This window comes from Skermanella pratensis (assembly GCF_008843145.1).
Classification (GTDB): domain Bacteria; phylum Pseudomonadota; class Alphaproteobacteria; order Azospirillales; family Azospirillaceae; genus Skermanella; species Skermanella pratensis.
In genome coordinates this window covers 278,475-304,248 of record NZ_CP030265.1, presented here as the reverse complement: position 1 = coordinate 304,248, position 25,774 = coordinate 278,475, and the positions used below count along the sequence as shown (strand labels likewise).

Genomic DNA, 25,774 nt, shown 5'->3' with positions numbered 1-25,774 from the left:
CCATGAAGAATCTCGGCCAAATGATGAAGCAGGCCCAGGAAATGCAGACCCGCATGCAGCAGATGCAGGACGCGCTGGCCGAGGTCGAAGTCACCGGCCAGTCCGGCGCCGGGATGGTCAACGTCACGCTCAACGGCAAGGGCGAGATGAAGAAGCTGAAGCTGGACAAGTCCGTGGTCGACCCCGACGACGTCGAAGTGATCGAGGACCTGATCGTCGCCGCCTTCAACGACGCCAAGCTGAAGGTCGAGCAGCACGTCGCCGAGGAAACCCAGAAGCTGATGGGCGGCATGAAGCTTCCCCCGGGGATGAAGCTGCCGTTCTGATCCGCCCGACGACTACGCCGGTTCTCGTCATGGCCGGATCAAGTCCACGGCTGTCCGGCACGGTATCAGCCTATCAACTATTGAGAACATTCCTGGCGCGACTGTTTTCACCTTCGGTTCGTCATCCGCGGGCTTGACCCGCGGATCTCAAGGCACGGAGGCTTCGATGCTTCCCGCGAAAGATGGCCGGATCAAGTCCGGCCATGACGAAAACGGAGTATTTCTGCCCGAAACTAACCCTGTGGCAGAATAAGCAATCGCCGTGCCGGACAGCCGTGGGCCTGACCCGGCCATGACGGGAGTGCGGAAATCGCCTGCAAAACCAGGGAGCAGAATTGAGCAGTTCCGAAATCGACCGCCTGATCCAGCTCTTGGCGAAGCTGCCCGGATTGGGGCCGCGATCGGCGCGGCGGGCGGCGCTGCACCTGATCAAGCGGCGCGAAAGCCTGCTGGGTCCGCTGGCCGACGCCATGCACGAGGCGGCCGACGCCATCAAGACCTGCTCGGTGTGCGGCAACCTCGATACCCGCGACCCCTGCTCCGTCTGCGCCGACCCCAGGCGCGACGCCGCCCTGATCTGCGTGGTGGAGGAGGTCGGCGACCTGTGGGCGCTGGAGCGCACCGGCTCCTTCAAGGGCCTCTACCACGTTCTGGGCGGCACCCTGTCGGCGCTGGAAGGCGTCGGCCCTGACGACCTGAACGTCACGGGCCTGATCAACCGCGCCCGCCGGCCCGAAGTGACGGAAGTGATCCTGGCGATGAACGCCACCGTCGAGGGCCAGACCACCGCCCACTATATCACCGACCGGCTGGCCGACTGCGACGTGACGGTATCGCGGCTGGCCCACGGCGTGCCGGTCGGCGGCGAGCTGGACTATCTGGACGACGGGACCCTGACCGCGGCGCTGCGGTCCCGCCGCCCGTTCTGACGACCTCCCACGGACCGTTCCTCCCCTGTTCTCTTTGCCCGCCCGATCCGGTAGCATGCCTTCATTGTGGTGGAAGGAGAACTGATGCCGTTCGCGCTAGACGTGCTGTCGCTGATCCTGGGCTTCGTCTTCGGAGCCGGCATCGTCCTGCTGCTGCGCAGCGGCGGCATCGGCCAGGCGGAAGCCGGCCGGCTGGCGGCGGAGGCGGACTTCGCGCTTCGCCAGAACGACGACCTGCGGGCGGACTTGGCGGAGCGGGACCGTGCGCTGTCGGCGCTCCGCGCGGAACTCGGGCGCGCCCAGACCGGCCATGCGCAGCTCCAGACCCGGCTGGAGCAGGAGCGGCTGGCTTCGACCGAGAAGATAGCCCTGCTGGAACGGGCCGAATCGAAGCTGTCCGACGCCTTCAAGGCGCTGTCGGCCGAAGCGCTCCGCAGCAACAACCAGAGCTTCCTGGACCTTGCCCGCACCACGCTGGAGCGCTTCCAGGAGAATGCCCGCGGCGACCTGGAGCAGCGGCAGTCGGCGATCTCCGACCTGGTGGCGCCGGTGCGCCAGTCGCTGGAGAAGATGGACGGCCAGATCCAGACCCTGGAAAAGGAGCGGATCGGAGCCTACGAAGGTCTGAAGCAGCAGGTGCTCTCCCTGCTGGACAGCCAGCGCGAGCTGCGCGGCGAGACGGCCAGTCTCGTCCGGGCGCTGCGCTCCCCGGTCGCGCGCGGCCGCTGGGGCGAGATCCAGCTGAAGCGGGTGGTCGAGATGGCCGGCATGGTCGACCATTGCGACTTCTTCGAGCAGCAGACGGTGACCGGCGACCAGGGCAACAAGCTGCGCCCCGATATGGTCGTCAAGCTGCCGGGCAACAAGACCATCGTCGTGGACGCCAAGGCTCCGGTCGAAGCCTATCTCGACGCCAACGGCTCGGCCGAGGACGCCGGGCGGCGCGACGCCCTGGTCCGGCATGCCCGCCACGTGCGGGAGCACATGAAGCAACTGGGCGGCAAGGCCTACTGGGACCAGTTCACCGACTCGCCCGAGTTCGTCGTGCTGTTCCTGCCCGGCGAGAACTTCTTCAGCGCGGCGCTGGAGCACGATCCCGGCCTGATCGAGGCCGGCATCGACAACGGCGTGATCCTGGCGACGCCGACCACCCTGATAGCGCTGCTGCGCGCCGTCGCCTACGGCTGGCGGCAGGAGCATCTGGCCCGGAACGCGCGGGAGATCAGCGACCTGGGCGCGGAGCTGTACAAGCGCCTGGGCGACCTGGGCGGCCACATGGACCGGCTGGGCAGCCAGCTCGGCAAGGCGGTGGACTGCTACAACGGCGCGGTCGGCACGCTGGAGACCCGCGTGCTGGTCAGCGCGCGGCGCTTCCGCGATCTCCACGTGGCGCCGAACAACGCGGAACTGCCCGAGCTTCAACCGCTCGACCAAGCGCCGCGCAGCCTCCAGGCTCAGGAATGGCGGCTGCCCGCACCGCTGCCCTGAACAGGCCAGCTTGCGGCTTGACGCACGGCCCCGGAAATCATATCTGCAGCAGTCACCCCGCAATAGACCGAATTCGCTACAGGGCTCCATGGCCATCCGCCCCATCATCATCGCGCCCGATCCCGTCCTGAAGACCAAGGCGAAGCCGGTCGAGACCATCGACGGCTCCATCGCCACCCTGATGGACGACATGCTGGAGACCATGTACAAGGCGCCCGGCATCGGCTTGGCAGCACCCCAGATCGGCGTCCTGAAGCGGGTCATCGTGGTGGACGTGGCGGAGAAGGAGGAGAAGCCCCAGCCCTTCGCCATGGCGAACCCCGAGATCCTGTGGCAGTCGGACGAGAAGTCGGTCCATAACGAGGGCTGTCTCTCGCTGCCCGACCATTACGCCGACGTGACGCGGCCCAAGCAGGTGCGCCTGCGCTACCTGGACCGCGGCGGCGAGGTGCGGGAGCTGGACGCCGACAATCTGCTGGCGACCTGCATCCAGCACGAGATCGACCATCTGAACGGCGTGCTGTTCATCGATCACCTTTCGCTGCTGAAGCGCAACATGATCCTGCGCAAGCTCCAGAAACAGAAGCGGTCGCAGGAAACGGTCTGACTTTGGCCGATACTTCCGAAACGCCGCCCGGCCAGTCGCAGCACGGCCGCATCTACGGCGCCGCGCGCTACTACGACATCGCCTTCGCCTATCGCGACTTCGCGCAGGAATGCGATTTCCTGACCGCCGCCGCGGCCCGTCACCTGGGCCGCACCCCGGAAAGCGTGCTCGAACTGGCCGCCGGACCGGCGAACCACGCGATCCAGCTTGCGGGCCGCGGCCTCCGGGCCGTGGCGCTCGACCGCGAGCCGGCGATGGTCCGTTACGGCAGCGAAAAAGCCGAGGCGGCCGGGGTAGAGATCGCCTATCAAGAAGGCGACATGACCGGTTTCGCGCTGGATCGGCCGGTCGACATGGCGCTTCTCCTGCTGGGCTCGGCCGCCTGCCTGCTGACCAACAGCGCCGTCATTTCGTGCCTGCAACGGGTCAGCGAGGCGTTGACTCCCGGCGGCGTGCTGATCGTCGAATTGCCCCACCCGCGCGAGCTGTTCAACATCGACGATGCGACCGAGGACGGCTGGGAGGTCACCCGCGACGGCACGCGGGTGCGGGTCCGCTGGGGATCCCCGGGCGACAGCCTCGACCCGGTCAGCCAGGTCGCCCAGGTGACCACGACCCTGACCATCTGGGAAGGCGGACGCAAGCAGGTGATCCGGGACAAGGCTTTCCAGCGCCGCTTCACGGTGCAGGAGCTGGACGCGCTGGCCCGGGCGAGCGGATGCCTGGAAGCGGTCGCCTGGTTCGGCGGGCTGGACCTGGATGTCGCGATCGACGATCCGGAGGAAGCCTGGCGCATGGTCGCCGTCTTCCAGAAGCCGCATCTTCGCTGACCCGAGTTCGAGGACCCGGACATGACCCCTCTCCGCCTCGCCTTCATGGGCACGCCCGAGTTCGCGGCGGTCGGCCTCCGCGCCCTGATCGACGCCGGACACCAGATCGCCTGCGTCTACAGCCAGCCGCCCCGGCCCGCCGGCCGCGGCCACCAGATGCAGCGCTCGCCGGTCCATGTGCTGGCGGAGGAGCGCGGAATCCCGGTGCGGACGCCGAAGTCGCTCCGCAATGCCGAGGCCCAGGCCGACTTCGCCGCCCTCGGCCTGGACTGCGCCGTGGTCGCCGCCTATGGACTGATCCTGCCGCAGCCGATCCTGGACGCGCCGCGCCTCGGCTGCCTGAACATCCATGCCTCCCTGCTGCCGCGCTGGCGCGGCGCCGCCCCGATCCACCGCGCCCTGCTGGCGGGAGACGCGGAGACCGGCGTCACGATCATGCGGATGGATGCCGGCCTGGACACCGGCCCCATGCTGCTCAAGGGCACCGTTCCGATCACGGAACGGACGACCGCGGTCGAGTTGCACGATGCGCTGGCCGCCCTGGGCGCCGACCTGATCGTGAAGGCGCTGGACGGCGCGGCCGACGGGAGCCTGACGCCGGTTCCGCAGCCGGAGGAAGGCGTCACCTATGCCGCGAAGCTGACCCGCGAGGACGGCAGGCTGGACTGGAGCCGTCCTGCCGCCGAGACCGAACGCCAAGTGCGGGCGCTGAACCCCTGGCCGGGCGTCTGGTTCGACCTGGGCAAGGAGCGGATCAAGGTGCTGGGCGCCGAATCGGCCGGCAATCACTCCGGCGCCGCCCCCGGCACCCTGCTGGACGGCCGCCTGACGGTGGCCTGCGCGGACGGGGCCATCCGCCTGACCCGCGTGCAGCGGCCCGGCAAGGCGGCGGTGGACGGGGACGCCTTCCTGCGCGGCTTCCAATTGCCGGTCGGGACCGTGCTGACGGCACCATGAGCCGCTGGAAACTGACCGTCGAGTATGACGGCCGCGAATTCGTCGGCTGGCAGCGGCAGGACAACGGTCCGTCGATCCAGCAGTGCCTGGAGGAAGCCGTCGAGAAGCTGTCGGGCGAAACCGTACGCGTCCACGGCGCCGGCCGTACGGACGCGGGCGTACACGCCCTGGGACAGACCGCCCATTTCGACCTGGAGAAGTCCCTGACCGAGCGCGCCGTCCGCGACGGGCTGAACTTCCACCTGCGGCCGGCTCCTATCGCGGTGCTCGATGCCGAACCCGTCCCGGACGATTTCCACGCCCGAATGTCCGCCGTCGAGCGCGGCTATGTCTACCGCATCGTCAACCGCCGCGCCCCGCTGGCCCTGGACTACGGCCGCGCCTGGCAGATCGGCCGCCCCCTGGACGCCGAGGCCATGGACGCGGCCGCCGGGATCCTGATCGGATGCCACGACTTCACGACTTTCCGCGCCAGCCTGTGCCAGGCGAAATCCCCGGTGAAGACCCTCGACGTGCTGACCGTGACCCGCTCCGGCCCCGAGATCCGCATCACCGCCCGCGCCCGCTCATTCCTTCACCACCAGATCCGCAACATCACCGGCACCCTGGTGCTGGTCGGCGAAGGCCGCTGGCCGGTGGAGCAGGTCCGCACCGCGCTCGAAGCGCGCGACCGCTCGAAGGGCGGCCCCACGGCACCGCCGGACGGGCTTTATTTCACGGATGTGGTGTACGATGCGGATCGGTCTTAGCAGTAATGCCCCTCGGGGATTGGACCGCTCACAGCCGGACGACTGGCGTGAGGGAACACGGAAAGCTTTCCGCTCGACCTGATCATCTTCGACCGGTATGATTTTTTTCGATTGAAACCGAGGTGCCATATGGAAACCAAGGTATTGACCGCACACGTGCCGCTGCCGCTTGCCGAGAAAGTGGACCAGTTGGCTGCACGCTTGGATCGCTCGCACGGTTGGATTGTCAAGCAAGCCCTGTCGGCCTGGGTCGAGCAAGAGGAAGAGCGTCGGCGCCTGACCCTCGAAGCATTGGCCGACGTGGATTCCGGCTGTGTTTTCGACCATCAGGCCGTACAGGCGTGGGCCGATAACCTCGATACAGACTCACCGCTGCCGCTGCCCCGCTGATGGAGCTGAAGTGGACCGGCAAGGCACTGTCGGATCTTTCGCGCCTTCATGATTTCCTCGCTCCCGTGAACCCGCAGGCTGCCGCACGCGTGACCCGGTCGCTGGTATCCGCACCGGCGCGGTTGCTCGAACACCCACGTATCGGCGAGAAGCTGGATGAGTTCAATCCCCGTGAGGTTCGCCGCCTTCTCGTGGGCCGCTACGAAATTCGGTACGAGATTCGAGGATCGATCCTCTATGTGCTCCGCCTCTGGCACGTGCGCGAGGATCGCTGACGGGTGCCGACCCGCGGGTTGAAAGTGGCGAACGGGTCCTCACCCGCGCCACTCCTCCCGCAGGATCGCGTAGAGCACGTGGTCGCGCCAGGCACCGTCGATCCGCAGGTAGCCCCGCGCATAGCCCTCGTACTGGAATCCCGCCTTCTCCAGCAGGCCCCGGCTCGGCGCGTTGGTCGGCAGGCACGCAGCTTCGATCCGATGCAGCCCCAGCTGGCCGAAGGCGAAGTCCAGGGTCAGGCGGGTCGCCTCGCTCATGTAGCCGCGCCGGGCATAGGACTCGCCGACCCAGTAGCCCAGCGTCCCCGTCTGGGCCACGCCGCGCCGGATGTTGCTCAGGCCGATGCCGCCGACCACCCGGTCGGTGCGGCGTTCCAAGGCCAGGAAGCTGTAGGCCTCGTCGTCGCGCCACTCGATGATCTGGCGGCGCAGCCGGCGCAGATAGGCTGTTCGGGCCAGCGCGTCCGCCGGCCAGGTCGGTTCCCACGGCGTCAGGAAGGCGCGGCTGCGCTCGCGCAGGTCGGACCATTCCTGCCAGTCGCGCGCCAGCGGTGGCCGGATCGAGACCCGCTGACCATCGAGCCGGATGGCGGGCGGACTGATCAGACCGTTCCTCAGCAATCCGATCACGGCCCTGCGCCATCCCCCGGATGAATCTTCCATGGCGGAGACACGGCGTCAGGACAGGCGCGCGGCGATCCGCTCATAATCCTCAAGCCCGTCCAAGGGTCCCAGCGCCGTCACCGTCGGCGCCTTGGCGCGCAGCCGCAGGGCGGCGCGGCGCACGGCGGCGGCATCGACGGAGTCGATCTTCTCCACCATCTCGGTGACCGGCACGGGACGGTCGAAGATCACCATCTGCTGGCCCAGCTGCTCGCAGCGCGACATGGTGCTTTCCAGCGCCATCAGCATGCCGGCTTTAAGCTGCGCGCGGGCGCGGCGGACTTCCTCGTCGGTGACGTCGAGGGCCACCTTGCACAGCTCGTCGCACATCACCGGCACCAGCTCGCCGATCTTTTCCGGCCCGGTCCCGGCATAGACGCCGAACAGCCCGCCGTCCTCGTAGGCGCCGGAGAAGGTGTGGACGCTGTAGGCCAGCCCCCGCTTCTCGCGCACTTCCTGGAAAAGCCGGGACGACATGCCGCCGCCCAGCAGGGTCGACAGCACGGAATGGGCGTAATAGTCCGGGTCGTTGACGCCGACGCCCTCGAAGCCCAGCACGATGTGCAGCTGCTCCAGGTCGCGGTCCTCCCGGAAGTCGCCGCCGGTGTAGCGCGCCGGGTCGAGCGGCGCCGGATCGGTCGGGGCCGGCAGGTCGCGGAAGACCTCCGCCGCCTTCTCGACCAGCCAGCCGTGGTCGATCCGTCCCGATGCCGCCAGCACCATGGTGCGGCCGGAATAGTTGCCGCCGATATAGTCGACCAGCGCCTCGCGCGGCAGGGCGCCGATGATCTCCGGCTGGCCCAGGACCGGGCGGCCGAGCGCCTGGTCGGGGAAGGCGCGGGCCTGGAAATGGTCGAAGATGATGTCGTCGGGCGTGTCCTCGGCCTGACCGATCTCCTGCAACACGACGTCGCGCTCGCGGACCAGCTCGTCCTCGTCCAGCAGGCTGTGCTGGAGCATGTCGCCGATCACGTCCAGGGCAAGCGCCGAGTCCTCCTTCAGCACCTTGGCGTAATAGGCCGTGTGCTCGCGGGTGGTATAGGCGTTCATGTGGCCGCCGACCGCCTCGATCTGCTCGGAGATGTCGAAGGCGGTACGGGTCGGCGTGCCCTTGAACACCATGTGCTCGACCAGATGGGCGACGCCGTTGACTTCAGGCCGCTCGTTGCGGGTGCCGACGCCGACCCAGACGCCGAGCGACGTCGTCTCCACATGGGGCATGCTGTCGGTGGCGACCCGGAGGCCGTTGGGAAGCGTCGTTACCTTGATCGTGCTCATGCGCTCCTCTGCCCTGCGGCGGTGCGGCGGGCTCGGGATCGGACGAAGGCCTGGACGGCCTTGAGGTCGTTGGGCAGCACGGTGACGCGCTCCTCGCGCTCGTAAAGGTCGGCCAGACGGGGCGGCAGCGGCGGACGCACGCCGGTCGCCCGTTCGACCGCATCGGGGAACTTGGCGGGGTGGGCGCAGGCGAGCGCCACCAGGGGAACGGCGGGATCGATATGGGGCTGCTCGGCCCGGGCGGCAGCCAGGCCCACGGCGGTGTGCGGATCGATCAGCAGGCCGCCGGCCAGCCGCCTCGTCTCGGCCATGGTCGCCCGGGTGAGATCCTCGTCCACCTTGTGCCCGTTGAACACCAGGCGGGCGCGGTCCAGCTGGGCCGGGGTCACGGCGAAGGAGCCGCCGGACCGGAACCGCCCCATGCACTCGTTCAGCGCCGGGCCGTCGCGGTCGTAGAGGTCGAACAGCAGCCGCTCGAAGTTACTGGAGATCTGGATGTCCATGCTGGGGCTGATGGTCGGCATCACGGCCTGGGTTTCCATCGTGCCCGTGGCGAAGAAACGCGCCAGGATGTCGTTGGAGTTGGTCCCGATCACCAGCCGCTGGATGGGCAGGCCCATGGCCCGCGCGCCGTAGGCCGCGTAGACATTGCCGAAATTGCCGGTCGGAACCGCGAACGAGACCTGCCGGTCCGGCGCTCCCAGTTCGATCGCCGCCGCGAAGTAATAGACGATCTGGGCCATGATGCGGGCCCAGTTGATCGAATTGACCGCCGACAGGTTCTGCTCGTCCCGGAAAGACGTGTCGTTGAACATCGCCTTGACCAGGTCCTGGCAATCGTCGAACGAGCCTTCCAGCGCGATGTTGTGGACATTGTCCGAGAGCACCGTCGTCATCTGGCGGCGCTGCACCTCCGACGTGCGGCCCTTGGGGTGCAGGATGAAGATGTCGACCGCCTCGCGGTCGCGGCAGGCCTCGATCGCCGCCGAACCCGTGTCGCCGGAGGTGGCGCCGACGATCGTCACATGCTCGCCCTTCTTCGCCAGCACATGGTCGAACAGGCGGCCGAGCAGCTGAAGCGCCACGTCCTTGAAGGCCAGCGTCGGCCCGTGGAACAGCTCCATCACCCAGGTGCTCTGGTCGAGCTGCACCAGCGGCGTCACCGCGGCATGGTCGAAACCGGCATAGGAGTCGCGCACCAGGCCCGCGAACTCCGCCTCGGTCACCCGGCCGCCCAGGAAGGGCGCCATGACCCGGATCGCGAGCTCGGAATAGGGAAGCCCGCGCATCGCGCGGATCTCGTCGGGGGTGAAGGTCGGCCACGTCTCAGGCACGTACAGACCGCCGTCGCGCGCAAGCCCGGCGAGCAGAACTTCGTCGAAGGCGAGAGTCGGGGCCGCGCCCCGCGTGCTGATGTAGCGCAAACTGAAAAGTCTCCACGTGCGTGCCCGGTCCGCCGGCCATCGTACACTAGCCAGTGAGCCGGTGCGGGCGCAAGGGCCGGGGACGTCTCCATGGAACAGGGCAGCGAAACAAAAGGCGCATGGATCGGGTTGTTGCGGGCGTACCCTGCCCAACCCAGAAACGGACCCTTCGGCGATGCCCCAGCCCGCACCCCAGTCTGCGACGCCCCCCGACCTCAGCCTGGATGCCGCCCAGCGGGAAACCGAGGAGTTCCTGACGGTCCAGATGCCGTCCATCCTGTCCTCGGTCGAATACGACATGCCCCGTTTCAGCGAGGAGGCCCGGCCGCAGACGCTGGCCCACGTGATCCGCGCCAAGGTGGAGACCCGGCACGTGACCGGCACCTCCGACGCCGCCTACCTGATCCACGCCTTCGGCGAGGATCTGCTGATGAAGATGCAGTTGAACGTGCGCCGCTTCGTGGTGGTCTACTCCATCCCGGTGGTCAAGCCGATCGGGTCCACCACGGTCGCTCCCCATTTCGAGCGCTGGGCGACCGGGGCCGGCCATGCCGGCTGGATGATCGGCTGGCGCGACGCGGCGTCCCCCACCGACCCGGACCAGCACTGGGTCGAGACCTATTGCTATGCCAGCCTGGAACCCGACTTCCTGGTCAACGACCTGCACAAGCTTTACTGGCGCACCGACACCCTCCAGATGACCCGCTACTTCATGCTGGAGGCGATCCGCGCCAACGTGCCCCTGTCGCCGCTCCGCGCCGGATACCGGATCTGAGATCCTCTTACCGCAGGTGAAGGCTATCTGACCTGTGTTGGGCCATAGGCCCAACACAGTGCGGAAGTCAGGACTTTCCGGTCTTGGTACGATCTGGATCATCCCTGCCCATCGCCGTCATCCGTGGCCGATTCTCCCTTTTCCGGCACGGCAAATCAGGCAAGCCCATCGACCACGCCGCCCACCAGGTTGATGCCGAGCAGGCGTTCGCTGTCCAGTTCGCGCCCCAGGCCCGCCGGGGCAAGCCACTCTCCCATGCGGGCCAGCATCGCCTCCCAGTCCCGGCGGATCGCCACCGCCTCGGCCGGATCGACGGCCTGGAAACGGACGGTATCCCCCGGCCGCGCCTGGGCCAGGGACGGCAGGTCGGGCGTTATGATGGTCGCGATCTTGGGATAGCCTCCCGTCGGCTGGCGGTCGGCCAGCAGCACGATGGGCTGGCGGGTGCCGGGGACCTGGACGCTGCCGGCCGCGATGCCGTCGGAGATGATGTTGAAGTCGCCGGCATGTTCGATCTCCGGCCCGCCCAGCCGGTAGCCCATGCGGTCGGCATCGGTCGTCACGGCATAGGTCCCGGTCAGGAAGGTCTCGATCCCGGCGGCCGTGAAATGGTCGTCCTGCGGTCCCAGCACCACCCGTAGGATCTCGCGCCGGGGCGGCAGTCCCTGCGGGTCGAGGGTCATCGGCGGCCCCGCGGGCGCCGCGCCGGCGGCCAGCGGCAAGCGATCCCCCGCCCGCAGCACCCCGCCGTCCAGTCCGCCCAGGCCGGAGCGGACATGGGTGGACAGGCTGCCGAGCCGCGGCGGCAGGGTGAAGCCGCCGCCGGCCGCGAGGTATCCCCGCAGGGCGTCCCGCGCGGCGCCGATCCTGAGCCGCCGCCCCGGCGCCAGGTCGAAGCCGGTCCAGGGCGGCACCCGGTCGCCGTCCACGGTGACCTGGAAATCCCCGCCCGCGACTGCCAGGCGCACCGTCGCCCCCTCCGCCTCGTACTCCCCGCCCGCCAGGGTGAACTCGATGGCGGCGGTCCCGGGCGGGTTGCCGGCCAGAAGGTTGGCGGCGCGCAGCGCCGGAGGGTCCACGGCTCCCGCGGCGGCGATGCCGAAGCGCTGCCAGCCGACCCGGCCCAGGTCCTGGATCATGGCCTGCGGGCCGGGCTGGACGACTATCAGGTCGGCCATCGCCTCAATCCTCTCCTCCGGCGGGCCCTCCGGCGGGCTCGTCCGGCTCCGGCAGGTAGCTGCCGGACTCCGCCAGGGCGTCCAGCCGCTTGAACTCGGCCGCGTCGATCCGGGCGAAGCGGATCCGGTCCCCGGGCCGGAACAGGAACGGGTCGGGCCGCCGCAGGTCGAAACCCCGGACCGGCGTCCGACCCAGCAGGTGCCAACCCGACGGGATCGGGGTCGAGCAGACCGATGCCTGCATGCCGCCGATCGAGATGGTCCCGGCCGGCACCTTCATCCTCGGATCGCGCCGGCGCGGCGTGTGGAGCTGTTCCGGCAATCCGCCCAGATAGGCGAAGCCGGGCGCGAACCCGATCATGTAGACCCGGTAGTCGCCGGAGAGGTGAAGCCTCACGACCTCCTCCGCCGCGATGTTGTGGTGGCGGGCGACGTCCTCCAGGTCGATGCCGTGCTCGCCGCCATAGGCGACCGGGATGGTCCAGCGCCGCGCCGCGGCTTTCCCGCCGCCGTGAGCGGGACCAAGGGTCTTCAGCGCCTCCTCCAGTTCGCCATGGGTCAGCACGGCGGGATCGAACTGCACGAGGAGCGAGCGGTATGTGGGCACCGTCTCAACCACGCCAGGCAGCGCCGCGTCCGCCAGGGCCGCGTCGAGCGCCAGCACCCGGCCGTTGGTCTCCGCGTCGATGGCGGCGCCGAACTCGACGGTCAGCGCGGCGTCGCCCGCCGGCAGGAAGCGCGGCGGATCGTAAGCCGCTCCGGCTCCGGTTCCGCCCATGGCTCAGCGGCCGATCATCTGGGCCGGCAGCCAGGTCACGATGCCGGGGAATACGGTAACCAGCACGATCGCCGTCACCAGGATCATGAAGAACGGCAGGGCCGCCCGGGCGACGTAAAGGATGTCCCGCCCCGTCAGCCCTTGCAGGACGAACAGGTTGAACCCCACCGGCGGCGTGATCTGGGCCATCTCGACCACCAGCACGATGTAGATCCCGAACCACAGCGGATCGATCCCGGCGGCCTGGACCATCGGCATGACCACCGACGTGGTCAGCACCACCATGGAGATCCCGTCGAGGAAGCAGCCCAGCAGCACGAAGAACGCCGTCAGTGCCGCCAGCAGCGCCAGGGGCGACAGGCCGAGGTCGTTGATGAACTGGGCCAGCACGCGCGGGATGCCGGTGAAGCCCATGGCGACCGTCAGGAAGGCGGCGCCGGCCAGGATGAAGGCGATCATGCTGGACGTGACCATGGCGCCCATCAGGCTTTCCCGGAAGCTGTTCCAGGTCAAGGTCCCCGACGCCGCGGACAGCACCAGGGCCCCGGCGACGCCCAGCGCCGCCGCCTCGGTCGCGGTGGCGATCCCGGAATAGATCGAGCCGATCACGGCGGCGATCAGCACCACCACCGGGATCAGCCGGCGCGAGGCCCGCAGCCGTTCGCCCAGGGTCGTCGCCGGTCCGCCTGGCGGCGTGCGGTCCGGGTTCATCAGCGACCATATGGCGACATAGCCCATGAACAGGGCGATCAGCAGGACGCCGGGCAGCACCCCGGCGATGAACAGCCGGCCGATCGACACGTCGGCCGCCACGCCGTAGACGATCATGATGATCGACGGCGGGATCAGAAGCCCCAGCGTTCCGGAGCCGGCCAGCGTGCCGATGCTCATCCGCTCGTCGTAGCCGCGCCGCTTCAGCTCGGGCAGGGACATCCGGCCGATCGTGGCGCAGGTCGCGGCGGAGGAGCCGGACACCGCGGCGAAGATCCCGCACCCTACGATGTTCACATGCATCAGCCGGCCGGGCAGCCGCGCCATCCAGGGGGCGAGTCCCTGGAACATGTCCTCCGACAGGCGGGTGCGGAACAGGATCTCGCCCATCCAGATGAACAGCGGCAGGGCCGTCAGCGTCCAGCTGGCACTGGCCCCCCATACGGTGGTCGCCATGACCAGCCCCGACGGGGCGGAGGTGAAGAACACCATGGCGATCAGCCCGACCGCCAGCAGCGACAGCGCCACCCAGATGCCGCTGGCGAGCAGGAGCAGCAGCAGGACGATCAGGACGGCGGAGAGGATCAGGGGGTCCAAGGGCGCGGCCTTTTCCTCGAGTCAGCGTTTCGCATCGGGGACAGGCGCGGGAACGGACGCCAGCTTCTCCGATTCGAGCAGGTCGCCCCCGGCCCCCTCGTAGCTGGCGGGCCGTCCTTTCGCCACCGCGACGAGGTCGTCGACCAGCGCCACGCAGATCAGCGCCAGGCCCAGGGTCATGGTGCTCTGGGGAATCCACAGCGGGATCGGCAGCAGCCCCGGCGAGACGTCGCCGAAGGCGAAGAACTCCCAGGTCATGGCGCCGCTGTAATAGGCGAAGTAACCGGTCAGCAGGCTTCCCGCCCCCAGGCACCACAGCTCCGCCCAGCGGCGCGGGCCGCCGGCCAGCCGCTGCAGGACCAGGCTGACCCGGATGTGCCCGCCCGCCCGGAGCGCGTAGGCCAAGCCCAGGAACGACGAGGCCGCCATGGCGAAGCCGGCCAGATCGTCGCTGGACGGGATCAGGACCCCGACCATCCGGCCGCCGACCTGGAGCAGGATCAGCACGGCGATGGCGACCAGGAAGAAGGCCGCGAGCCAGCCGCACAGCCGGTACAGCCCGTCTAGGACCGCGCGCATCGGCCGTTACTTCAGCGCTTCGGCGATCTTCTGGCCGTCCGCCCCGGCCTTCCTGACCCATTCGTCGATCATGGTGCGGCCGACCCCACGGATGTCGCCCATCAGGGCCTCCGGCGGCGTGACGATGGTCAGCCCGTTCTGCCCCATGGTCTTCTTGGTATCCTCGGCGATCCGCTCGCTCTCCGCCCAGCCGCGCTCTTCCGCCTTGGCGGCGATCTCCAGCACGCTGGTTTGCACCTCCTCCGGAAGGCGGCGCCAGGCGCGCTCGCCGATCATCACGACGTTGCGCGGGTGCATGGCCGAGGTATCGTAGTAGAACTTCGAGAACTCCCACGCCTTGGTGTCCACGCCGGTGGCGCCCGACGTGATCATCGCGTCGACCACGCCGGTCGCGAAGGCCTGCGGCACCTCGGCCTGCTGAACGGTGGTCGGCGCGGCGCCCAGCAGTTCGGCGAGCCGGGCGGTGGCGGCGTTGTAGGCGCGGAACTTGATGCCGCCGAAATCGCCGATCTTGGTGATCTCGCGCTTGGTGTAGATGCCCTGCCCCGGCCAGGCGACCGAGTAGAGCAGCCGGATGCCCTGGTCGGCCAGGCGCTTCTCCAGCAGCGGCTTCTGCGCCTCGTAGAGCTTGCGCGCCGCCGGATAGCCCGCCGCCAGGAAGGGGATGGCGTCGGCCTCGAACAGCGGGTCCTCGTTGCCGTAGGCGGACAGCAGGATCTCGCCCGCCGGCACTTGGCCCGTCTGTACCGCCCGCTTGATCTCCGGCATCTTGAACAGGGACGCGTTGCTGTGCAGCGTGATGTCGAGCTGCCCGCCGGTGGCGCGACGGACCTCGTCGGCGAACCAGCGCAGGGTCTGCGTGTGGAAGTTGCTGTCCGGATAGGCCGTGGGCAGGTCCCATTTGGTCTGGGCCCAGGCCGCCGCGGATACCATGAAGCTCGCTGCCAAACTCGCTGCAGCCACGGCAGCGGTCACCAAACGTCGCATCGACACATCCCCTGTCTGTAACCGTGAAGCTCCGGGCGTTGGGCCCCGGGTCCGCCATTTTGTTGCGCCAGGCGGTATGGATCGATGCTCGCCTGTCGGGGAGGGACGGTCAAGCGTCCAGACAGGGTTGCCGGCACGAACGGCGGTACCGGGAATTGCCCGAAATGAATCGCATATACCGGGTTTTGCCAAGGACGCCTCCGCGTGGTAGTTCCTCCGCGCGGCCCGTGGACGGCTTTCGAGGTGCCGGAGCAAAAATCCGGATGTCCGACGCGACAAACCACACCGTATATCGTTGAGACTAATTGCAGCACCCAAGATATAGGGATACCCATAGGCCTTGGGTCGGTCGCCCCTGTGGAGGCAAGATATGGACCATAAAACCCGTCTGATCGTTGCGGAAAATGATCCCCTGATCGCCTGGGCCGTGCGATTCGGGCTGATGGACATTGGTTACGAGGTTTGCGGTTACGAGGTCTGCGCCTGGGCCGATACCGCCCCCGACGCCGTACGGCTGGCCGAGCTGCACCGCCCGGACGTGGCCGTCGTCGACCGCGGCCTTGCCGACCGGAACGAGGGGATCGACGCCGCCCGCGAAATCTCGGGCCGGCTCGGGATTCCCGTGGTGATCTGCCGCGGCAACGCGATCGACGAGGTGATCGGATCCTCCCGCGGCGAGCCGCCCGCGGCGGACCGGGTCTCGAAGCCTTACCGGATCAGCGACCTGGACCGGCTCATCGCGGTGGCCGCCCGTCACTGATCGACCAGCCCCTCCCTCACCAGCCGCTCCGCTTCCGCGAGGTCGTCGGGACGGTTGGTGTTGAAGAAAGGGTCCACCGGGCCGGTTTCGAAATCCGCGATCGCCAGCCGGTACCGCGCGGTCCAGACATCGACCTTGCGGACCTGCTCCCCGACCATGGCCCGGCGCAGGTCGTGGCGCAGATGGACCGGCCACAGGCCGAACACCGGATGCTCGCGCCCGCCGGACCGGGCGCACGCCATGTCGGCGCCTTCGCGCTCCACGGCGGCGAGCAGCCGCTCCACAAGGTCGGGCGGCTGGAACGGCGCGTCTGTCGCGAAGCTCGCCACCCAACGGGCGCCGGGGGCGTGCTCCGCCGCCCAGTCCAGCCCGCTCAGCACGCCGGCCAGCGGCCCGGCATAGTCCGGCACCACGTCGGGCACGACGTCCAGTCCCGTCATGGCGAATCGCGCCGGGTCGCCGTTGGCGTTCAGAACCAGCCGGCCCACTTGGGGCCGGACGCGGTCGATGATCCGGTCCAGGATCGGCCGGCCGGCCAGCGGCCTCAGCGTCTTGTCGCCGCCGCCCATGCGGCGCGACAGCCCGCCGGCCAGCAGCACGCCGACGACATCCTCCGCCCTATTCCCCGTCATCGCCGCGGCTCCCCTTCCTGCGGTGGGCGGAGGGTTCGTCGTCTCCCTCTCCCAAGGCTTTCTCCGCGGATTCCAGATCGAACACGATCCGCTCCTCCCCCGCCAGGGCCACGAAGCGGCGCCCGCGGGCGCGGCCGATCAGCGTCAGCCCGGCCTCGCGCGCCAGTTCCACGCCCCAGGCGGTGAAGCCGCTGCGCGACACCAGGATGGGAATGCCCATCTGCACCGTCTTGATCACCATTTCCGAAGTCAGGCGCCCGGTCGTGTAGAAGATCTTGTCCTCCGGCGTCAGGCCGTGCCGCCACATGTAGCCGGCCACCTTGTCCACGGCATTGTGGCGGCCGACATCCTCCATATAGACCAGCGGCCTGTCCTCCTGGCACAGGACGCAGCCATGGATCGCGCCGGCTTCCAGGTAGAGGCTGGGCACCGTGTTGATCTTGCGGGTCAGCGCCGCCAGCCAGGAGGTCTTGAGCCGCGCCGTCGAGGACAGCCGGATGTCGCCGAACTTCTCCATCAGGTCGCCGAACACTGTGCCCTGGGCGCAGCCCGAGGTCAGCGTCTTCTTCTTCAGCTTCTGCTCGAAGTCGGTCGGGCGCTCGGTCCGCACAACCACCGTCTCGATCTCGTCGTCGTAGACGATGTCGGTGACGCGGTCGTCGGTGCGCAGCATGTTCTGGTTCAGCAGGTATCCCAGCGCCAGATACTCGGGATAATCGCAGATCGTCATCATGGTGACGATCTCCTGACCGTTTAGGAACAGGGTCAGGGGTCGCTCGACGGTGACCGAGGTTTCGATCGGGGCGCCGGTCTGGTCGATGCCGGTGACCCGCTTCGTCAGGCGCGGGTCGGCGGGATCCGGGCGGACGACGAATTCTTCCTTGAGGGATTCTTCCATGGGGCGAGCGTAATTCGACCGCCCCCGGTCAGGCAAGCCCAGCGCGCGACAGCGCGCCCGAAGCCGGACCAGCCGATCAGATCACGTCGAGCAGGAGATGGGTCGCCACGCCGATCAGCGAGGCCGCGACGACGCCGATCGCAGTGTACCGCTCGGCTACAGACCACCGCGCCCAATCTTTGACAAAACTGTCCATCTTGGAGTCTCCGTTACTCCGGTTCCTGCGCTCTGCCATGACCATGCCCAAGAAATAAGGTACCCTTCATGAGATACATCAAATTCATTGCAAGGTCGCCTCAATCGAAAGGCGGGTTTTACACTTTGTCGCAAGCTGATGCCGCGTTGCAACATACAACGTTCGGCCGAGCCGCCAAGGATCGGAGAATGCCGCACCAGCCGGACGGACCCTGTGACTTGCATCACGGATTTACACGAAAAAGGCACGAACCCACCCTAAAGTGGGAGTTCCCGGAACATCGCCGCCTTGCCGGCTGCCGCTTGTGCCGGGGACGCAACACCTCTATTGAGAGCGGTACGGATGCAACAGCGGGTCGGCGCATGGGACTGAAGACTTCTCACATCCTCTTTCTGGCCGCCGCGGTCGTGGCGTCGGCCGGCTGCTCCTCGGCCGGGAGCGAGCCCCTGCCCGTCCCCGGCAGCAAGCCGCCGCCGGGCGCCGCGGACCAGGCGGCACCCCTGACGGCCGACCCCGCGGCGCAGGAGGTCGATTTCGAGACCTGGCTGGCGGGCTTCCGGGCCGATGCGCTGGCCGCGGGGATCGGCTCCGCCACGGTGGACCGGAACCTGTCCGGGCTGCGCATCCTGCCTGAAGTCCTGGCCTCGGACAGCAGCCAGCCGGAATTCGTCCGCCCGGTCTGGAGCTATCTCGACGGCGCCGTCAGCGAGACCCGGATCACCCGCGGCCGCGAACAGCTCGCCGCGCAGCGCGGCCTGCTCTCGGGCGTCGAGCGCGACTACGGGGTGCCGCCCGAGATCGTCGTCGCGATCTGGGCGATGGAGAGCAACTTCGGCGCCAACATGGGCAACTACAACGTGGTCGAGGCGCTGGCCACGCTCGCCTGGCACGGCCGCCGGGCCGACTTCTGGCGCGAGCAGCTGCTGGAGGCGCTCCGGATCATCGACCGGGGCGACGCGCCGCAGGGCCGTCTGGTCGGCTCCTGGGCCGGCGCCATGGGCCATACCCAGTTCATTCCGACCACATACGCCGGCCACGCGGTGGACAGGGACGGCGACGGCCGCCGCGACCTGTGGAACAGCCTGCCCGACGTATTCGGCTCGACCGGAGGATATCTGCGCGACGTCGGCTGGCGCGCCGGCGAACCCTGGGGCGCCGAAGCCGTGCTGCCCGCCGGGTTCGACTACGAGTCGGCAGACATGGCGGTGCGCAAGCCGGTCGCGGAATGGCGCCGGCTCGGTGTCCGGCAGGCGGCCGGCACGCGCGCCCTGCCCGACCAGGCCGAGGCGTCGATCCTGCTGCCCGCCGGCCACCGGGGCGCCGCGTTCCTGGTGATGAACAACTTCCGCTCGATCCTGCGCTACAACAACTCCAGCAGCTACGCGCTGGCGGTCTCGTACCTGAGCGACCGGATGGCGGGCCGGCCCGGCGTCCAGGGTGCCTGGCCGCGCGACGAACGGCCGCTCAGCCGCGACGAGCGGTTCGAGCTGCAACGCCTGCTCGGCGCCCGGGGCCTGCCGGTGGGCAACCCCGACGGCATCATCGGCGCCAATACCCGGGGGCGATCCGCGCCTTCCAGAAGTCGCAGAACCTTCCCGCCGACGGCTTCGCCTCAAGCCCGCTGCTGGACCGCCTGCGGGCGACGGCGTCGGCGTCCTGACGGCCGGAAGGGCTGGTGCCTAGCGCACCAGCTCCGCCTGCTGGGAAGCCGCCTGCGGCGGCGCAGAGAACATCGCCGCTCCGCGCACGATGTCCAAAGCGCGTGTAAGCTGGTAATCCTCCGGCTTGGCCCCGGCCTTGATGCCCGGCTCGGACCGCGCACCCACCGGCGTGATCGTCGCCGCCTCCACGACGATGTCGGGCGTGATCCCCAGCGCCTGGATGGAGCGGCCCGACGGCGTGTAGTAGCGCGCCGTGGTCATCCGGGTCGCTCCCCGGTTGGACAGCGGCGTGATGGTCTGGACCGAGCCCTTGCCGAAGGTCTGGCTGCCCAGGACGACGGCCCGGCGCTGGTCCTGGAGGGCTCCGGCGACGATCTCCGACGCGGAGGCGCTCCGGCCGTTGACGATCAGGACGATCGGCTTGCCGCGGGCGAGGTCGCCGGGAGTCGCCCAGTAGCGCCGCTCCGACGGGGCTCCCCGGCCGCGGGTCGAGACGATCTCGCCCTGGTCCAGGAAGCTGTCGCAGACCGAGATCGCCTGCTTGACCAGCCCGCCCGGATTGTCCCGCAGGTCGATCACATAGCCCGTCAGCCGGTCGCCCAACTGCGCGTCCAGCGCCGCCATGGCCTTCTCCAGCCCCGGCTGGGTCTGCTGGGTGAAGCCGCTGATCCTGATATAGCCGACGGTGCCTTCGGCCCGCCAGCGCACCGCCGGGCTCTTGACCATCTCGCGCACCAGCGTCAGTTCGAAGGTCTTGCCATCGGGACCGCGCTGGATCGTGACCGTCAGGGGCGTGCCGACGCTGCCCCGCATGCGGTCCATCGCCTCGTTCAGGGTAACGCCGCGAACCGGCTGGCCGTTGATATGGGTGAACAGGTCGCCGGCCAGGACGCCGGCCCGGAAGGCCGGCGAATCCTCGATCGGGGCCAGCACCTTCACCAGCCCGTTCTCGACCGCCATCTCGACCCCGACTCCGCCGAACTCACCGCTGTTCTGCGCCTTGTTGTCCGCGTAGCGGTCGGGATTGAGGTATTTGGAATGGGGATCGAGCGACGCCAGCAGCCCGCCGATCGCGGCCTCCACCAGCGTGTCGGCATCGACCTGATCGACGAACCCGCCGCGCAGAGTGGCGAAGGCGTTGTTGAACAGGTTCAGGGCCCGCGTCCTGGACATCTCCTCCGCGGGTGCCGCCTGAGTTTGCCCCCATGCCTGGAGCGGGGCGAACAGAAGCAGCGAGGCGATGACGGCGACGCGGGTCCGGCTCATAGGCGCATTCCTTTCCACGAGAACGCAAAGGGCATACGCCCAGCCTACAGAGCTTAAGGTTAAAATTTGGTGTGAAATTATGTCCCGGTCGTTGCTGCCGAGAGTCAGTGGCGCGGCGAGCCCAGGATGGCGTCGAGATCGGCGGCGGTGAGGGTCGGCGCGTCGAAGACGGCGTCGAGCCAGCGGTCGAGGTCGGCGACCGTCGCCGCGCGGATGCGGCGCCCGGCCTCCTCGGACACCGCGACATGGCGGCGCTCGATCAGCCGGAGAAGCGCTTCCGCCCGGCCTTTGGCTTCGCCTTCTTCGCGGCCCTTGGCCTCACCCTCTTCCAGCCCCTTGGCGAAGACCTCGCTGAGGTAGGGATGTTCCTTGATGTTCACCTGGATCGCCATGGTCTCCAACTCCTCCTTGACGACCGGGGTCGCCTTGCGCAACTGGGACAGGATCAGCAGCTTGGCCGCGGCATCCGAGCGCTCGCGCCGGGGCAGCGGGGCGAGGCGGGCCACGACGCGCCGGACGCGCTCCCTAATATCGTCGCATCGGCACAGGATTGCCAGCACCGCGTCCTCGGGCGCCGGGCTGTCGAGCAGCGGCCCGGCGTCGAGGTCGGCGATGTAGCGCACCTCGTAGCGGAAGTTCAGGTTGGGGTGGCGAATGCCGGGCGGGCCGCCCTCGCCGCGCTCTCCGAGATGGAGCACCAGCTGGGTCACCGGGGCGCCGCCGTGGTGCCGGGAGATCAGGGCGTAGTACTCCAGCATGCGCCAGCTTATGTCCTCGCGACCGGCATGGAACTCGGTGTGGAACACTTCGCCGTTGTCCAGCTCGGCGACCATGTCCGGGCGGCGCTGGCGCACGATCGAGAACTCGGCCGACAGGAACCTGGCGACCCGTGCGCCGGTCAGCATCTTCAGCAGGGCCGGGGCGCCGGCCCAGACCAGTTCCTTGACCGTCGCGTCGTAACTGTTCGCCATGCCCCCGCCCCCTCATGCCGGGGCATGCCCGGACGGGCGATGCATCGCGTTTTCACGCGCGGCGGTCGATGCGGTCCGGTGACGCGGGGCGGGCTTTATGTTTTGGCCGCAGAAGCACGCGGATTGCGACTGATAAGAATTCTGGATCAGCGCCGGTGGCCCGCGAGCGCGCCCGACTCCGGAATCCATCCTCGTGCATCTGCGGCCCTAATCCGTGAACGCCGCCTTCACGACCTCGCATTTGTTGCTCAGGTGCCGCCGCAGCGCCGCCCCCAGGGCAACGCCGTCGCGGCGCTCCAGGAGCGCCAGGATCTCCTCGTGCTCGTCCACCGCCTGCTTCCATCGGGCGTCCGACATGTTCGCCATGTAGCGGGCGCGGCGGATGCGGGTGGCGAGGCCGTCGTACAGGGTGCGCAGCGTGGCGTTGCCGGAAGCATCCATGATACCCTCGTGGATGCGCTGGTTCAGCCGGAAATAGTCCGGCAGCTCGCCCCGCCGGTAATGCTCGACCATGCGCTCGTGAATCCCGCGGATCGAGGATATCCCGGCGTCGTCGATGCGGGCGCAGGCCAGCTCGCCCGACAGGGACTCCAGCGCGCCCATCACCTCGAACATCTCGTCCACGTCGCGGGCGGTCAGCCTGGTCACCACGGCGCCGCGGTTGGGCAGCAGTTCCAGCAGCCCTTCTGAGGCCAGCACCTTCAGCGCCTCGCGAAGCGGCGTGCGCGAGATGCCGAACTGCTCGCACAGCTGCTTTTCCGGAACCCGGCTGCCGGGCGCCAGCTCGCCCTCCAGCACCAGCCCGCGCACCCGCTCGACCACCTCGTCGTGGAGCGAGCGCCGCGCGATCCGGCCGGCCGGTTCCATCAGCGCATCGGTCATGCACGGGCCTCTTGCTCAAGCGCCTGCTCGAGCACCCGCGCGACATGGATCGCGGAGCGCCGGGCGCCGTCGTGGATCTGGTGACGGCAGCTGGTGCCGTCGGCGACGATCAGGGTCTCCGCGTCGGCCGCCCGGACCGCAGGCAGGAGGGAAAGCTCGGCCATCTTCATGGATACATCATAGTGCTTCGCGTCGAAGCCGAAAGCCCCCGCCATGCCGCAACAGCCGCTGTCGATCACCTCGACCTCCAGGTCCGGCACCAGCCGCAGGGTCCGCTCCACCGCTCCCATGGCCCCGAAAGCCTTCTGGTGGCAGTGGCCGTGGACCAGGGCGCGCTTCGCAGCCAGGGGCTTCAGCGGCAGCTTCAGCCGGCCCGCCGCGTCCTCCCGCGCCAGGAACTCCTCCAGCAGCAGCGCCTGTCCGGCCAGGGCGTCGGTGTCCTCCCCCGGCAGCAGCGCCTTGAACTCGTCGCGGAGCGTCAGCAGGCAGCTCGGCTCCAGCCCGATCACCGGCACGCCCCGCGCCACGAAGGGAGCCAGCGCCGCGACCGTGCGCCGGGCTTCGGAACGCGCCTCCTCCACCAGGCCGGAGGCGAGGAAGGTCCGCCCGCAGCACAGCGCCCTGCTTTCGCCGGCGGCGCGCGCGGTGCGCACCCGGTAGCCGCCGGCTTCCAGCACGGCCCGCGCGGCCCGCAGGTTCTCCGGCTCGAAATAGGTGTCGAAGGTGTCGGCCAGCAGCACGACCTCCGGCCCGCCTGGATTGCGCCCGGTCTCGTCGGCCCGGAACCAGTCGCGCCGCCACGCCGGCAGGCTGCGCCGCGCGCTGAAGCCCAGCATCCGCTCGCTCAGCCGGGCCAGGGCCGGCACCCGGTCGCGCAGGCCGGCGACGCCGCCCAGCCGGGCGGCCTTGGCGGCGTAGCGCGGCAGGAACGCCACCAGCCTGTCCATCGGCCGCAGGCCGTGGCGCTTGCGGTAGTGATGCAGGAACTCGATCTTCATCCGCGCCATGTCGACGCCGGTCGGGCACTCGCGCTTGCAGCCCTTGCAGCTTACGCACAGGTCCATGGTCTCGTACATCTCGTCCGAGACCAGGGCGTCCGGCCCGAGCTGGCCGGTCAGCGCCAGCCGCAGCGAGTTGGCCCGCCCGCGCGTCACGTGCTTCTCGTCCTTCGTGGCGCGGAACGACGGGCACATCACGCCGGGGTTGGACTTCCGGCAGGTGCCGTTGTTGTTGCACATCTCGACCGCGCGCGACCAGCCGCCCCAGTCGGACCAGTCCAGCGCCGGCTCCAGGGGTTGGGGCGCGTAATCCGGCCCGTAGCGGAACAGCGTCCGGTCGTCCATGCGCGGCGCCCGCACGATCTTGCCGGGGTTCATCATCCCCTTCGGGTCGAAGGTGTCCTTGATCTCCTCGAAGGCCCGGACCAGCCGCGTGCCGAACATGCTCTCGTGGAATTCCGAGCGGGAGATCCCGTCGCCGTGCTCGCCCGAATGGGACCCCTTGTAGGCCCGCACCAGCGCGAACGCCTCCTCCGCGATGGCCCGCATCCTGCGCGCGCCGTCGGCCTCCTTCAGGTTCAGGATCGGGCGGACATGCAGGCACCCGACGGAGGCGTGGGCGTACCAGGTCCCGGTCGTGCCGTGCCGGGCGAAGACCTCGTTCAGCCCGTCGGTATAGTCGGCCAGGTGCTCCAGCGGCACCGCGCAGTCCTCGATGAAGGAGACCGGCTTGCCGTCGCCCTTCATGGACATCATGATGTTCAGCCCGGCCTCGCGCACCTCCCAGATCGAGCGCTGCTGCGCCGGGTCGACCACCTCCACCACGGCGCCGGGGAAACCCAGGTCGGCCATTGCCTGGTCCAGCCGCTTCAGCTCGCGCACCAGCGCGTCCCGGTCGGCGCCGGCGAACTCGACCAGCAGCAGCGAATCGGGCTCGCCGCGCACGAACCTGCCCAGCGTCGCGTTGAACTGCGGGATTGCGCGGCCCAGCTCGATGATGTTGCGGTCCACCAGTTCGACCGCCACCGGCCCCAGGTCCACCAGATGCTTCGTCGCGACCATCGCCGAGCGGAAGGTCGGGAAGTGGCAGACGCCCAGCACCCGGTGCGTCGGCACCGGCTGGACCTCCAGCTCGACCCGCGTCGTGAAGGCCAGCGTGCCTTCGGATCCTACCAGCAGGTGGGCCATGTTGTTGCCGCCGAGGCCGTCTCCCGGCACGACGCTGTCCAGGTTGTAGCCGCCGACCCGGCGCTGGACCTTGGGGAACCGGGCCTCAACCTCCGCCGCCTCGCGCCCCGCCACGGCGCGGACCCGCCGCACCAGGTCCAGGAACGCGGGAGACCCGGCGGCGGCGTCGGGGTTGCCTGGCACAGGGCCGAAGCGCATCGCCTCCCCGTCGGGCAGGATCGCGTCGATCGACAGGACGTTGTCGACCATCTTGCCGTAGCGGAGCGAGCGCGCGCCGCAGGAATTGTTGCCCGTCATGCCGCCGATCGTGCAGCGGCTGGCGGTCGACGGCTCGACCGGGAAGAACAGGCCGTTCTTCCGCAGGAAACCATTGAGCTTGTCCAGCACGATGCCGGGCTCCACCGCCACCCGGCGCGACTCCGGGTCGAACTCCGCGATGCCGGTCAAATGCCGGCTGACATCGACCACCAGCGCCTCGCCGACGGTCTGGCCGTTCTGGGAGGTTCCGCCGCCGCGCGGCAGCACCGGCACGCCCTGCTCCCGGGCGATCTCCAGGGTCGCCGCGACATCCGCCACCGTGCGCGGCACCACCACGCCGATCGGCTGGATCTGGTAGATCGACGCATCGGTGGCATAGCGCCCCCGGTCGAAGGCACCAAATAACACATCGCCCTCGATCGCGCCTCGCAGCCTCGCGGCAAGTCCCGTGTCGCGCACCAGCTTCTCTCCTTCGGCCCGGCGGGCTGAATCCCGTTTTGATTTTGCATTCATAATTATCAATGTATGATGCAATCCCAGGCG

The 25,774-nt window shown here is 68.9% G+C and carries 25 protein-coding genes and 1 pseudogene; 12 read left to right on the top strand and 14 right to left on the bottom strand.

Annotated elements, in window-relative coordinates:
• Positions 1-2: 2 nt before the first annotated feature.
• The 9 genes from DPR14_RS01375 to DPR14_RS01335 all read left to right on the top strand — a co-directional run bounded on the left by DPR14_RS01375 (position 3) and on the right by DPR14_RS01335 (position 6,551).
• Positions 3-326 (top strand): YbaB/EbfC family nucleoid-associated protein, encoded by a 324-nt coding sequence (locus DPR14_RS01375; RefSeq protein ID WP_158043564.1) that lies wholly within the window; start codon positions 3-5, stop codon positions 324-326.
• 335 nt (positions 327-661) lie between these two features.
• The gene (recR, locus tag DPR14_RS01370; protein ID WP_158043563.1) at positions 662-1,255 is read left to right on the top strand and encodes a recombination mediator RecR; all 594 of its coding nucleotides are present in this window, start codon (positions 662-664) and stop codon (positions 1,253-1,255) included.
• 84 nt (positions 1,256-1,339) lie between these two features.
• The gene (locus DPR14_RS01365; RefSeq protein ID WP_158043562.1) at positions 1,340-2,743 is read left to right on the top strand and encodes a DNA recombination protein RmuC; all 1,404 of its coding nucleotides are present in this window, start codon (positions 1,340-1,342) and stop codon (positions 2,741-2,743) included.
• 88 nt (positions 2,744-2,831) lie between these two features.
• Positions 2,832-3,350 carry a peptide deformylase gene (gene def / locus DPR14_RS01360; protein ID WP_158043561.1) on the top strand — a complete coding sequence of 173 codons (519 nt, stop codon included), beginning with the start codon at positions 2,832-2,834 and terminating at the stop codon, positions 3,348-3,350.
• 2 nt (positions 3,351-3,352) lie between these two features.
• The gene (locus tag DPR14_RS01355; RefSeq protein ID WP_192499219.1) at positions 3,353-4,180 is read left to right on the top strand and encodes a class I SAM-dependent methyltransferase; all 828 of its coding nucleotides are present in this window, start codon (positions 3,353-3,355) and stop codon (positions 4,178-4,180) included.
• Positions 4,181-4,201: 21 nt separating this feature from the next.
• Positions 4,202-5,137, top strand: coding sequence for a methionyl-tRNA formyltransferase (gene fmt / locus DPR14_RS01350; RefSeq protein ID WP_158043559.1), 936 nt, complete (start codon positions 4,202-4,204; stop codon positions 5,135-5,137).
• Positions 5,134-5,886 carry a tRNA pseudouridine(38-40) synthase TruA gene (truA, locus tag DPR14_RS01345; RefSeq protein ID WP_158043558.1) on the top strand — a complete coding sequence of 251 codons (753 nt, stop codon included), beginning with the start codon at positions 5,134-5,136 and terminating at the stop codon, positions 5,884-5,886. Before fmt ends, truA begins: the two co-directional genes overlap by 4 nt.
• A gap of 129 nt (positions 5,887-6,015) precedes the next feature.
• Positions 6,016-6,276, top strand: coding sequence for a CopG family ribbon-helix-helix protein (locus tag DPR14_RS01340; RefSeq protein WP_158043557.1), 261 nt, complete (start codon positions 6,016-6,018; stop codon positions 6,274-6,276).
• Complete coding sequence (locus DPR14_RS01335) at positions 6,276-6,551, top strand: type II toxin-antitoxin system RelE/ParE family toxin (RefSeq protein WP_158043556.1); 276 nt, start codon at positions 6,276-6,278, stop codon at positions 6,549-6,551. The genes DPR14_RS01340 and DPR14_RS01335 overlap by 1 nt, the downstream gene beginning before the upstream one ends.
• Before the next feature lie 39 nt (positions 6,552-6,590).
• On the opposite strand, the gene DPR14_RS01330 is transcribed toward DPR14_RS01335, so the two are convergent.
• The 3 genes from DPR14_RS01330 to thrC are packed head-to-tail and all read right to left on the bottom strand — an operon-like array spanning position 6,591 to position 9,916.
• The gene (locus tag DPR14_RS01330; RefSeq protein ID WP_158047932.1) at positions 6,591-7,181 is read right to left on the bottom strand and encodes a GNAT family N-acetyltransferase; all 591 of its coding nucleotides are present in this window, start codon (positions 7,179-7,181) and stop codon (positions 6,591-6,593) included.
• Between the two features lie 48 nt (positions 7,182-7,229).
• Entirely contained in the window at positions 7,230-8,492 is a 1,263-nt protein-coding gene (locus DPR14_RS01325) for a M16 family metallopeptidase (protein WP_158043555.1), read from the bottom strand.
• Complete coding sequence (gene thrC, locus DPR14_RS01320) at positions 8,489-9,916, bottom strand: threonine synthase (RefSeq protein ID WP_158043554.1); 1,428 nt, start codon at positions 9,914-9,916, stop codon at positions 8,489-8,491. Before thrC ends, DPR14_RS01325 begins: the two co-directional genes overlap by 4 nt.
• Before the next feature lie 175 nt (positions 9,917-10,091).
• Between thrC and DPR14_RS01315 the strand changes: the two genes are divergently transcribed.
• Positions 10,092-10,691, top strand: a complete 600-nt coding sequence (locus DPR14_RS01315) for a hypothetical protein (RefSeq protein ID WP_158043553.1) — start codon at positions 10,092-10,094, stop codon at positions 10,689-10,691.
• 155 nt (positions 10,692-10,846) lie between these two features.
• Here the strand turns inward: DPR14_RS01315 and DPR14_RS01310 are convergent, their stop codons facing one another.
• From DPR14_RS01310 to DPR14_RS01290, 5 genes are read right to left on the bottom strand one after another with little or no spacing between them, the layout of a single operon-like run.
• Positions 10,847-11,869, bottom strand: a complete 1,023-nt coding sequence (locus DPR14_RS01310) for a 5-oxoprolinase subunit C family protein (protein ID WP_158043552.1) — start codon at positions 11,867-11,869, stop codon at positions 10,847-10,849.
• Positions 11,870-11,873: 4 nt separating this feature from the next.
• The gene (gene pxpB / locus DPR14_RS01305) at positions 11,874-12,647 is read right to left on the bottom strand and encodes a 5-oxoprolinase subunit PxpB (protein WP_158043551.1); all 774 of its coding nucleotides are present in this window, start codon (positions 12,645-12,647) and stop codon (positions 11,874-11,876) included.
• Positions 12,648-12,650: 3 nt separating this feature from the next.
• Positions 12,651-13,955 (bottom strand): TRAP transporter large permease, encoded by a 1,305-nt coding sequence (locus DPR14_RS01300; RefSeq protein WP_158043550.1) that lies wholly within the window; start codon positions 13,953-13,955, stop codon positions 12,651-12,653.
• Between the two features lie 21 nt (positions 13,956-13,976).
• Positions 13,977-14,534, bottom strand: coding sequence for a TRAP transporter small permease (locus DPR14_RS01295; protein WP_158043549.1), 558 nt, complete (start codon positions 14,532-14,534; stop codon positions 13,977-13,979).
• A 6-nt stretch (positions 14,535-14,540) separates the two neighbouring features.
• The gene (locus DPR14_RS01290) at positions 14,541-15,467 is read right to left on the bottom strand and encodes a TRAP transporter substrate-binding protein (protein ID WP_246148703.1); all 927 of its coding nucleotides are present in this window, start codon (positions 15,465-15,467) and stop codon (positions 14,541-14,543) included.
• A gap of 424 nt (positions 15,468-15,891) precedes the next feature.
• On the opposite strand from DPR14_RS01290, the gene DPR14_RS01285 reads away from it, so the two are divergent.
• Positions 15,892-16,281 (top strand): response regulator, encoded by a 390-nt coding sequence (locus DPR14_RS01285; protein WP_158043547.1) that lies wholly within the window; start codon positions 15,892-15,894, stop codon positions 16,279-16,281.
• Here the strand turns inward: DPR14_RS01285 and mobA are convergent.
• Both mobA and fdhD read right to left on the bottom strand, forming a co-directional pair.
• Positions 16,275-16,913 (bottom strand): molybdenum cofactor guanylyltransferase MobA, encoded by a 639-nt coding sequence (mobA, locus tag DPR14_RS01280; protein ID WP_158043546.1) that lies wholly within the window; start codon positions 16,911-16,913, stop codon positions 16,275-16,277. The genes DPR14_RS01285 and mobA overlap by 7 nt on opposite strands.
• Positions 16,900-17,811 carry a formate dehydrogenase accessory sulfurtransferase FdhD gene (fdhD, locus tag DPR14_RS01275; RefSeq protein ID WP_158043545.1) on the bottom strand — a complete coding sequence of 304 codons (912 nt, stop codon included), beginning with the start codon at positions 17,809-17,811 and terminating at the stop codon, positions 16,900-16,902. Before fdhD ends, mobA begins: the two co-directional genes overlap by 14 nt.
• Before the next feature lie 264 nt (positions 17,812-18,075).
• Here fdhD and DPR14_RS28980 point away from each other — a divergent pair.
• Positions 18,076-19,368: pseudogene (locus tag DPR14_RS28980) on the top strand (lytic murein transglycosylase); the annotation flags it as partial.
• Between the two features lie 318 nt (positions 19,369-19,686).
• Here the strand turns inward: DPR14_RS28980 and DPR14_RS01265 are convergent.
• The 4 genes from DPR14_RS01265 to DPR14_RS01250 all read right to left on the bottom strand — a co-directional run bounded on the left by DPR14_RS01265 (position 19,687) and on the right by DPR14_RS01250 (position 25,690).
• On the bottom strand, positions 19,687-20,934 hold the full coding sequence (locus tag DPR14_RS01265) for a S41 family peptidase (RefSeq protein WP_158043544.1): 1,248 nt from the start codon (positions 20,932-20,934) through the stop codon (positions 19,687-19,689).
• 104 nt (positions 20,935-21,038) lie between these two features.
• Complete coding sequence (locus DPR14_RS01260) at positions 21,039-21,905, bottom strand: RpnC/YadD family protein (protein ID WP_158043543.1); 867 nt, start codon at positions 21,903-21,905, stop codon at positions 21,039-21,041.
• A gap of 207 nt (positions 21,906-22,112) precedes the next feature.
• Positions 22,113-22,787 carry a GntR family transcriptional regulator gene (locus DPR14_RS01255; RefSeq protein ID WP_158043542.1) on the bottom strand — a complete coding sequence of 225 codons (675 nt, stop codon included), beginning with the start codon at positions 22,785-22,787 and terminating at the stop codon, positions 22,113-22,115.
• The gene (locus DPR14_RS01250; protein WP_246148698.1) at positions 22,784-25,690 is read right to left on the bottom strand and encodes an FAD-binding and (Fe-S)-binding domain-containing protein; all 2,907 of its coding nucleotides are present in this window, start codon (positions 25,688-25,690) and stop codon (positions 22,784-22,786) included. The genes DPR14_RS01255 and DPR14_RS01250 overlap by 4 nt, the downstream gene beginning before the upstream one ends.
• Positions 25,691-25,774: the final 84 nt, after the last annotated feature.

Coding starts and splice junctions, on each gene's coding strand:
- DPR14_RS01340 (WP_158043557.1), top strand. CDS start 6,016: ATGGAAACCAAGGTATTGACCGCACACGTGCCGCTGCCGCTTGCCGAG.
- mobA (WP_158043546.1), bottom strand. CDS start 16,913: ATGACGGGGAATAGGGCGGAGGATGTCGTCGGCGTGCTGCTGGCCGGC.
- DPR14_RS01265 (WP_158043544.1), bottom strand. CDS start 20,934: ATGAGCCGGACCCGCGTCGCCGTCATCGCCTCGCTGCTTCTGTTCGCC.
- fdhD (WP_158043545.1), bottom strand. CDS start 17,811: ATGGAAGAATCCCTCAAGGAAGAATTCGTCGTCCGCCCGGATCCCGCC.
- DPR14_RS01325 (WP_158043555.1), bottom strand. CDS start 8,492: ATGAGCACGATCAAGGTAACGACGCTTCCCAACGGCCTCCGGGTCGCC.
- DPR14_RS01335 (WP_158043556.1), top strand. CDS start 6,276: ATGGAGCTGAAGTGGACCGGCAAGGCACTGTCGGATCTTTCGCGCCTT.
- DPR14_RS01255 (WP_158043542.1), bottom strand. CDS start 22,787: ATGACCGATGCGCTGATGGAACCGGCCGGCCGGATCGCGCGGCGCTCG.
- pxpB (WP_158043551.1), bottom strand. CDS start 12,647: ATGGGCGGAACCGGAGCCGGAGCGGCTTACGATCCGCCGCGCTTCCTG.
- DPR14_RS01295 (WP_158043549.1), bottom strand. CDS start 14,534: ATGCGCGCGGTCCTAGACGGGCTGTACCGGCTGTGCGGCTGGCTCGCG.
- DPR14_RS01310 (WP_158043552.1), bottom strand. CDS start 11,869: ATGGCCGACCTGATAGTCGTCCAGCCCGGCCCGCAGGCCATGATCCAG.
- fmt (WP_158043559.1), top strand. CDS start 4,202: ATGACCCCTCTCCGCCTCGCCTTCATGGGCACGCCCGAGTTCGCGGCG.
- DPR14_RS01285 (WP_158043547.1), top strand. CDS start 15,892: ATGGACCATAAAACCCGTCTGATCGTTGCGGAAAATGATCCCCTGATC.
- def (WP_158043561.1), top strand. CDS start 2,832: ATGGCCATCCGCCCCATCATCATCGCGCCCGATCCCGTCCTGAAGACC.
- DPR14_RS01315 (WP_158043553.1), top strand. CDS start 10,092: ATGCCCCAGCCCGCACCCCAGTCTGCGACGCCCCCCGACCTCAGCCTG.
- truA (WP_158043558.1), top strand. CDS start 5,134: ATGAGCCGCTGGAAACTGACCGTCGAGTATGACGGCCGCGAATTCGTC.
- DPR14_RS01375 (WP_158043564.1), top strand. CDS start 3: ATGAAGAATCTCGGCCAAATGATGAAGCAGGCCCAGGAAATGCAGACC.
- DPR14_RS01290 (WP_246148703.1), bottom strand. CDS start 15,467: ATGGTATCCGCGGCGGCCTGGGCCCAGACCAAATGGGACCTGCCCACG.
- DPR14_RS01260 (WP_158043543.1), bottom strand. CDS start 21,905: ATGGCGAACAGTTACGACGCGACGGTCAAGGAACTGGTCTGGGCCGGC.
- DPR14_RS01365 (WP_158043562.1), top strand. CDS start 1,340: ATGCCGTTCGCGCTAGACGTGCTGTCGCTGATCCTGGGCTTCGTCTTC.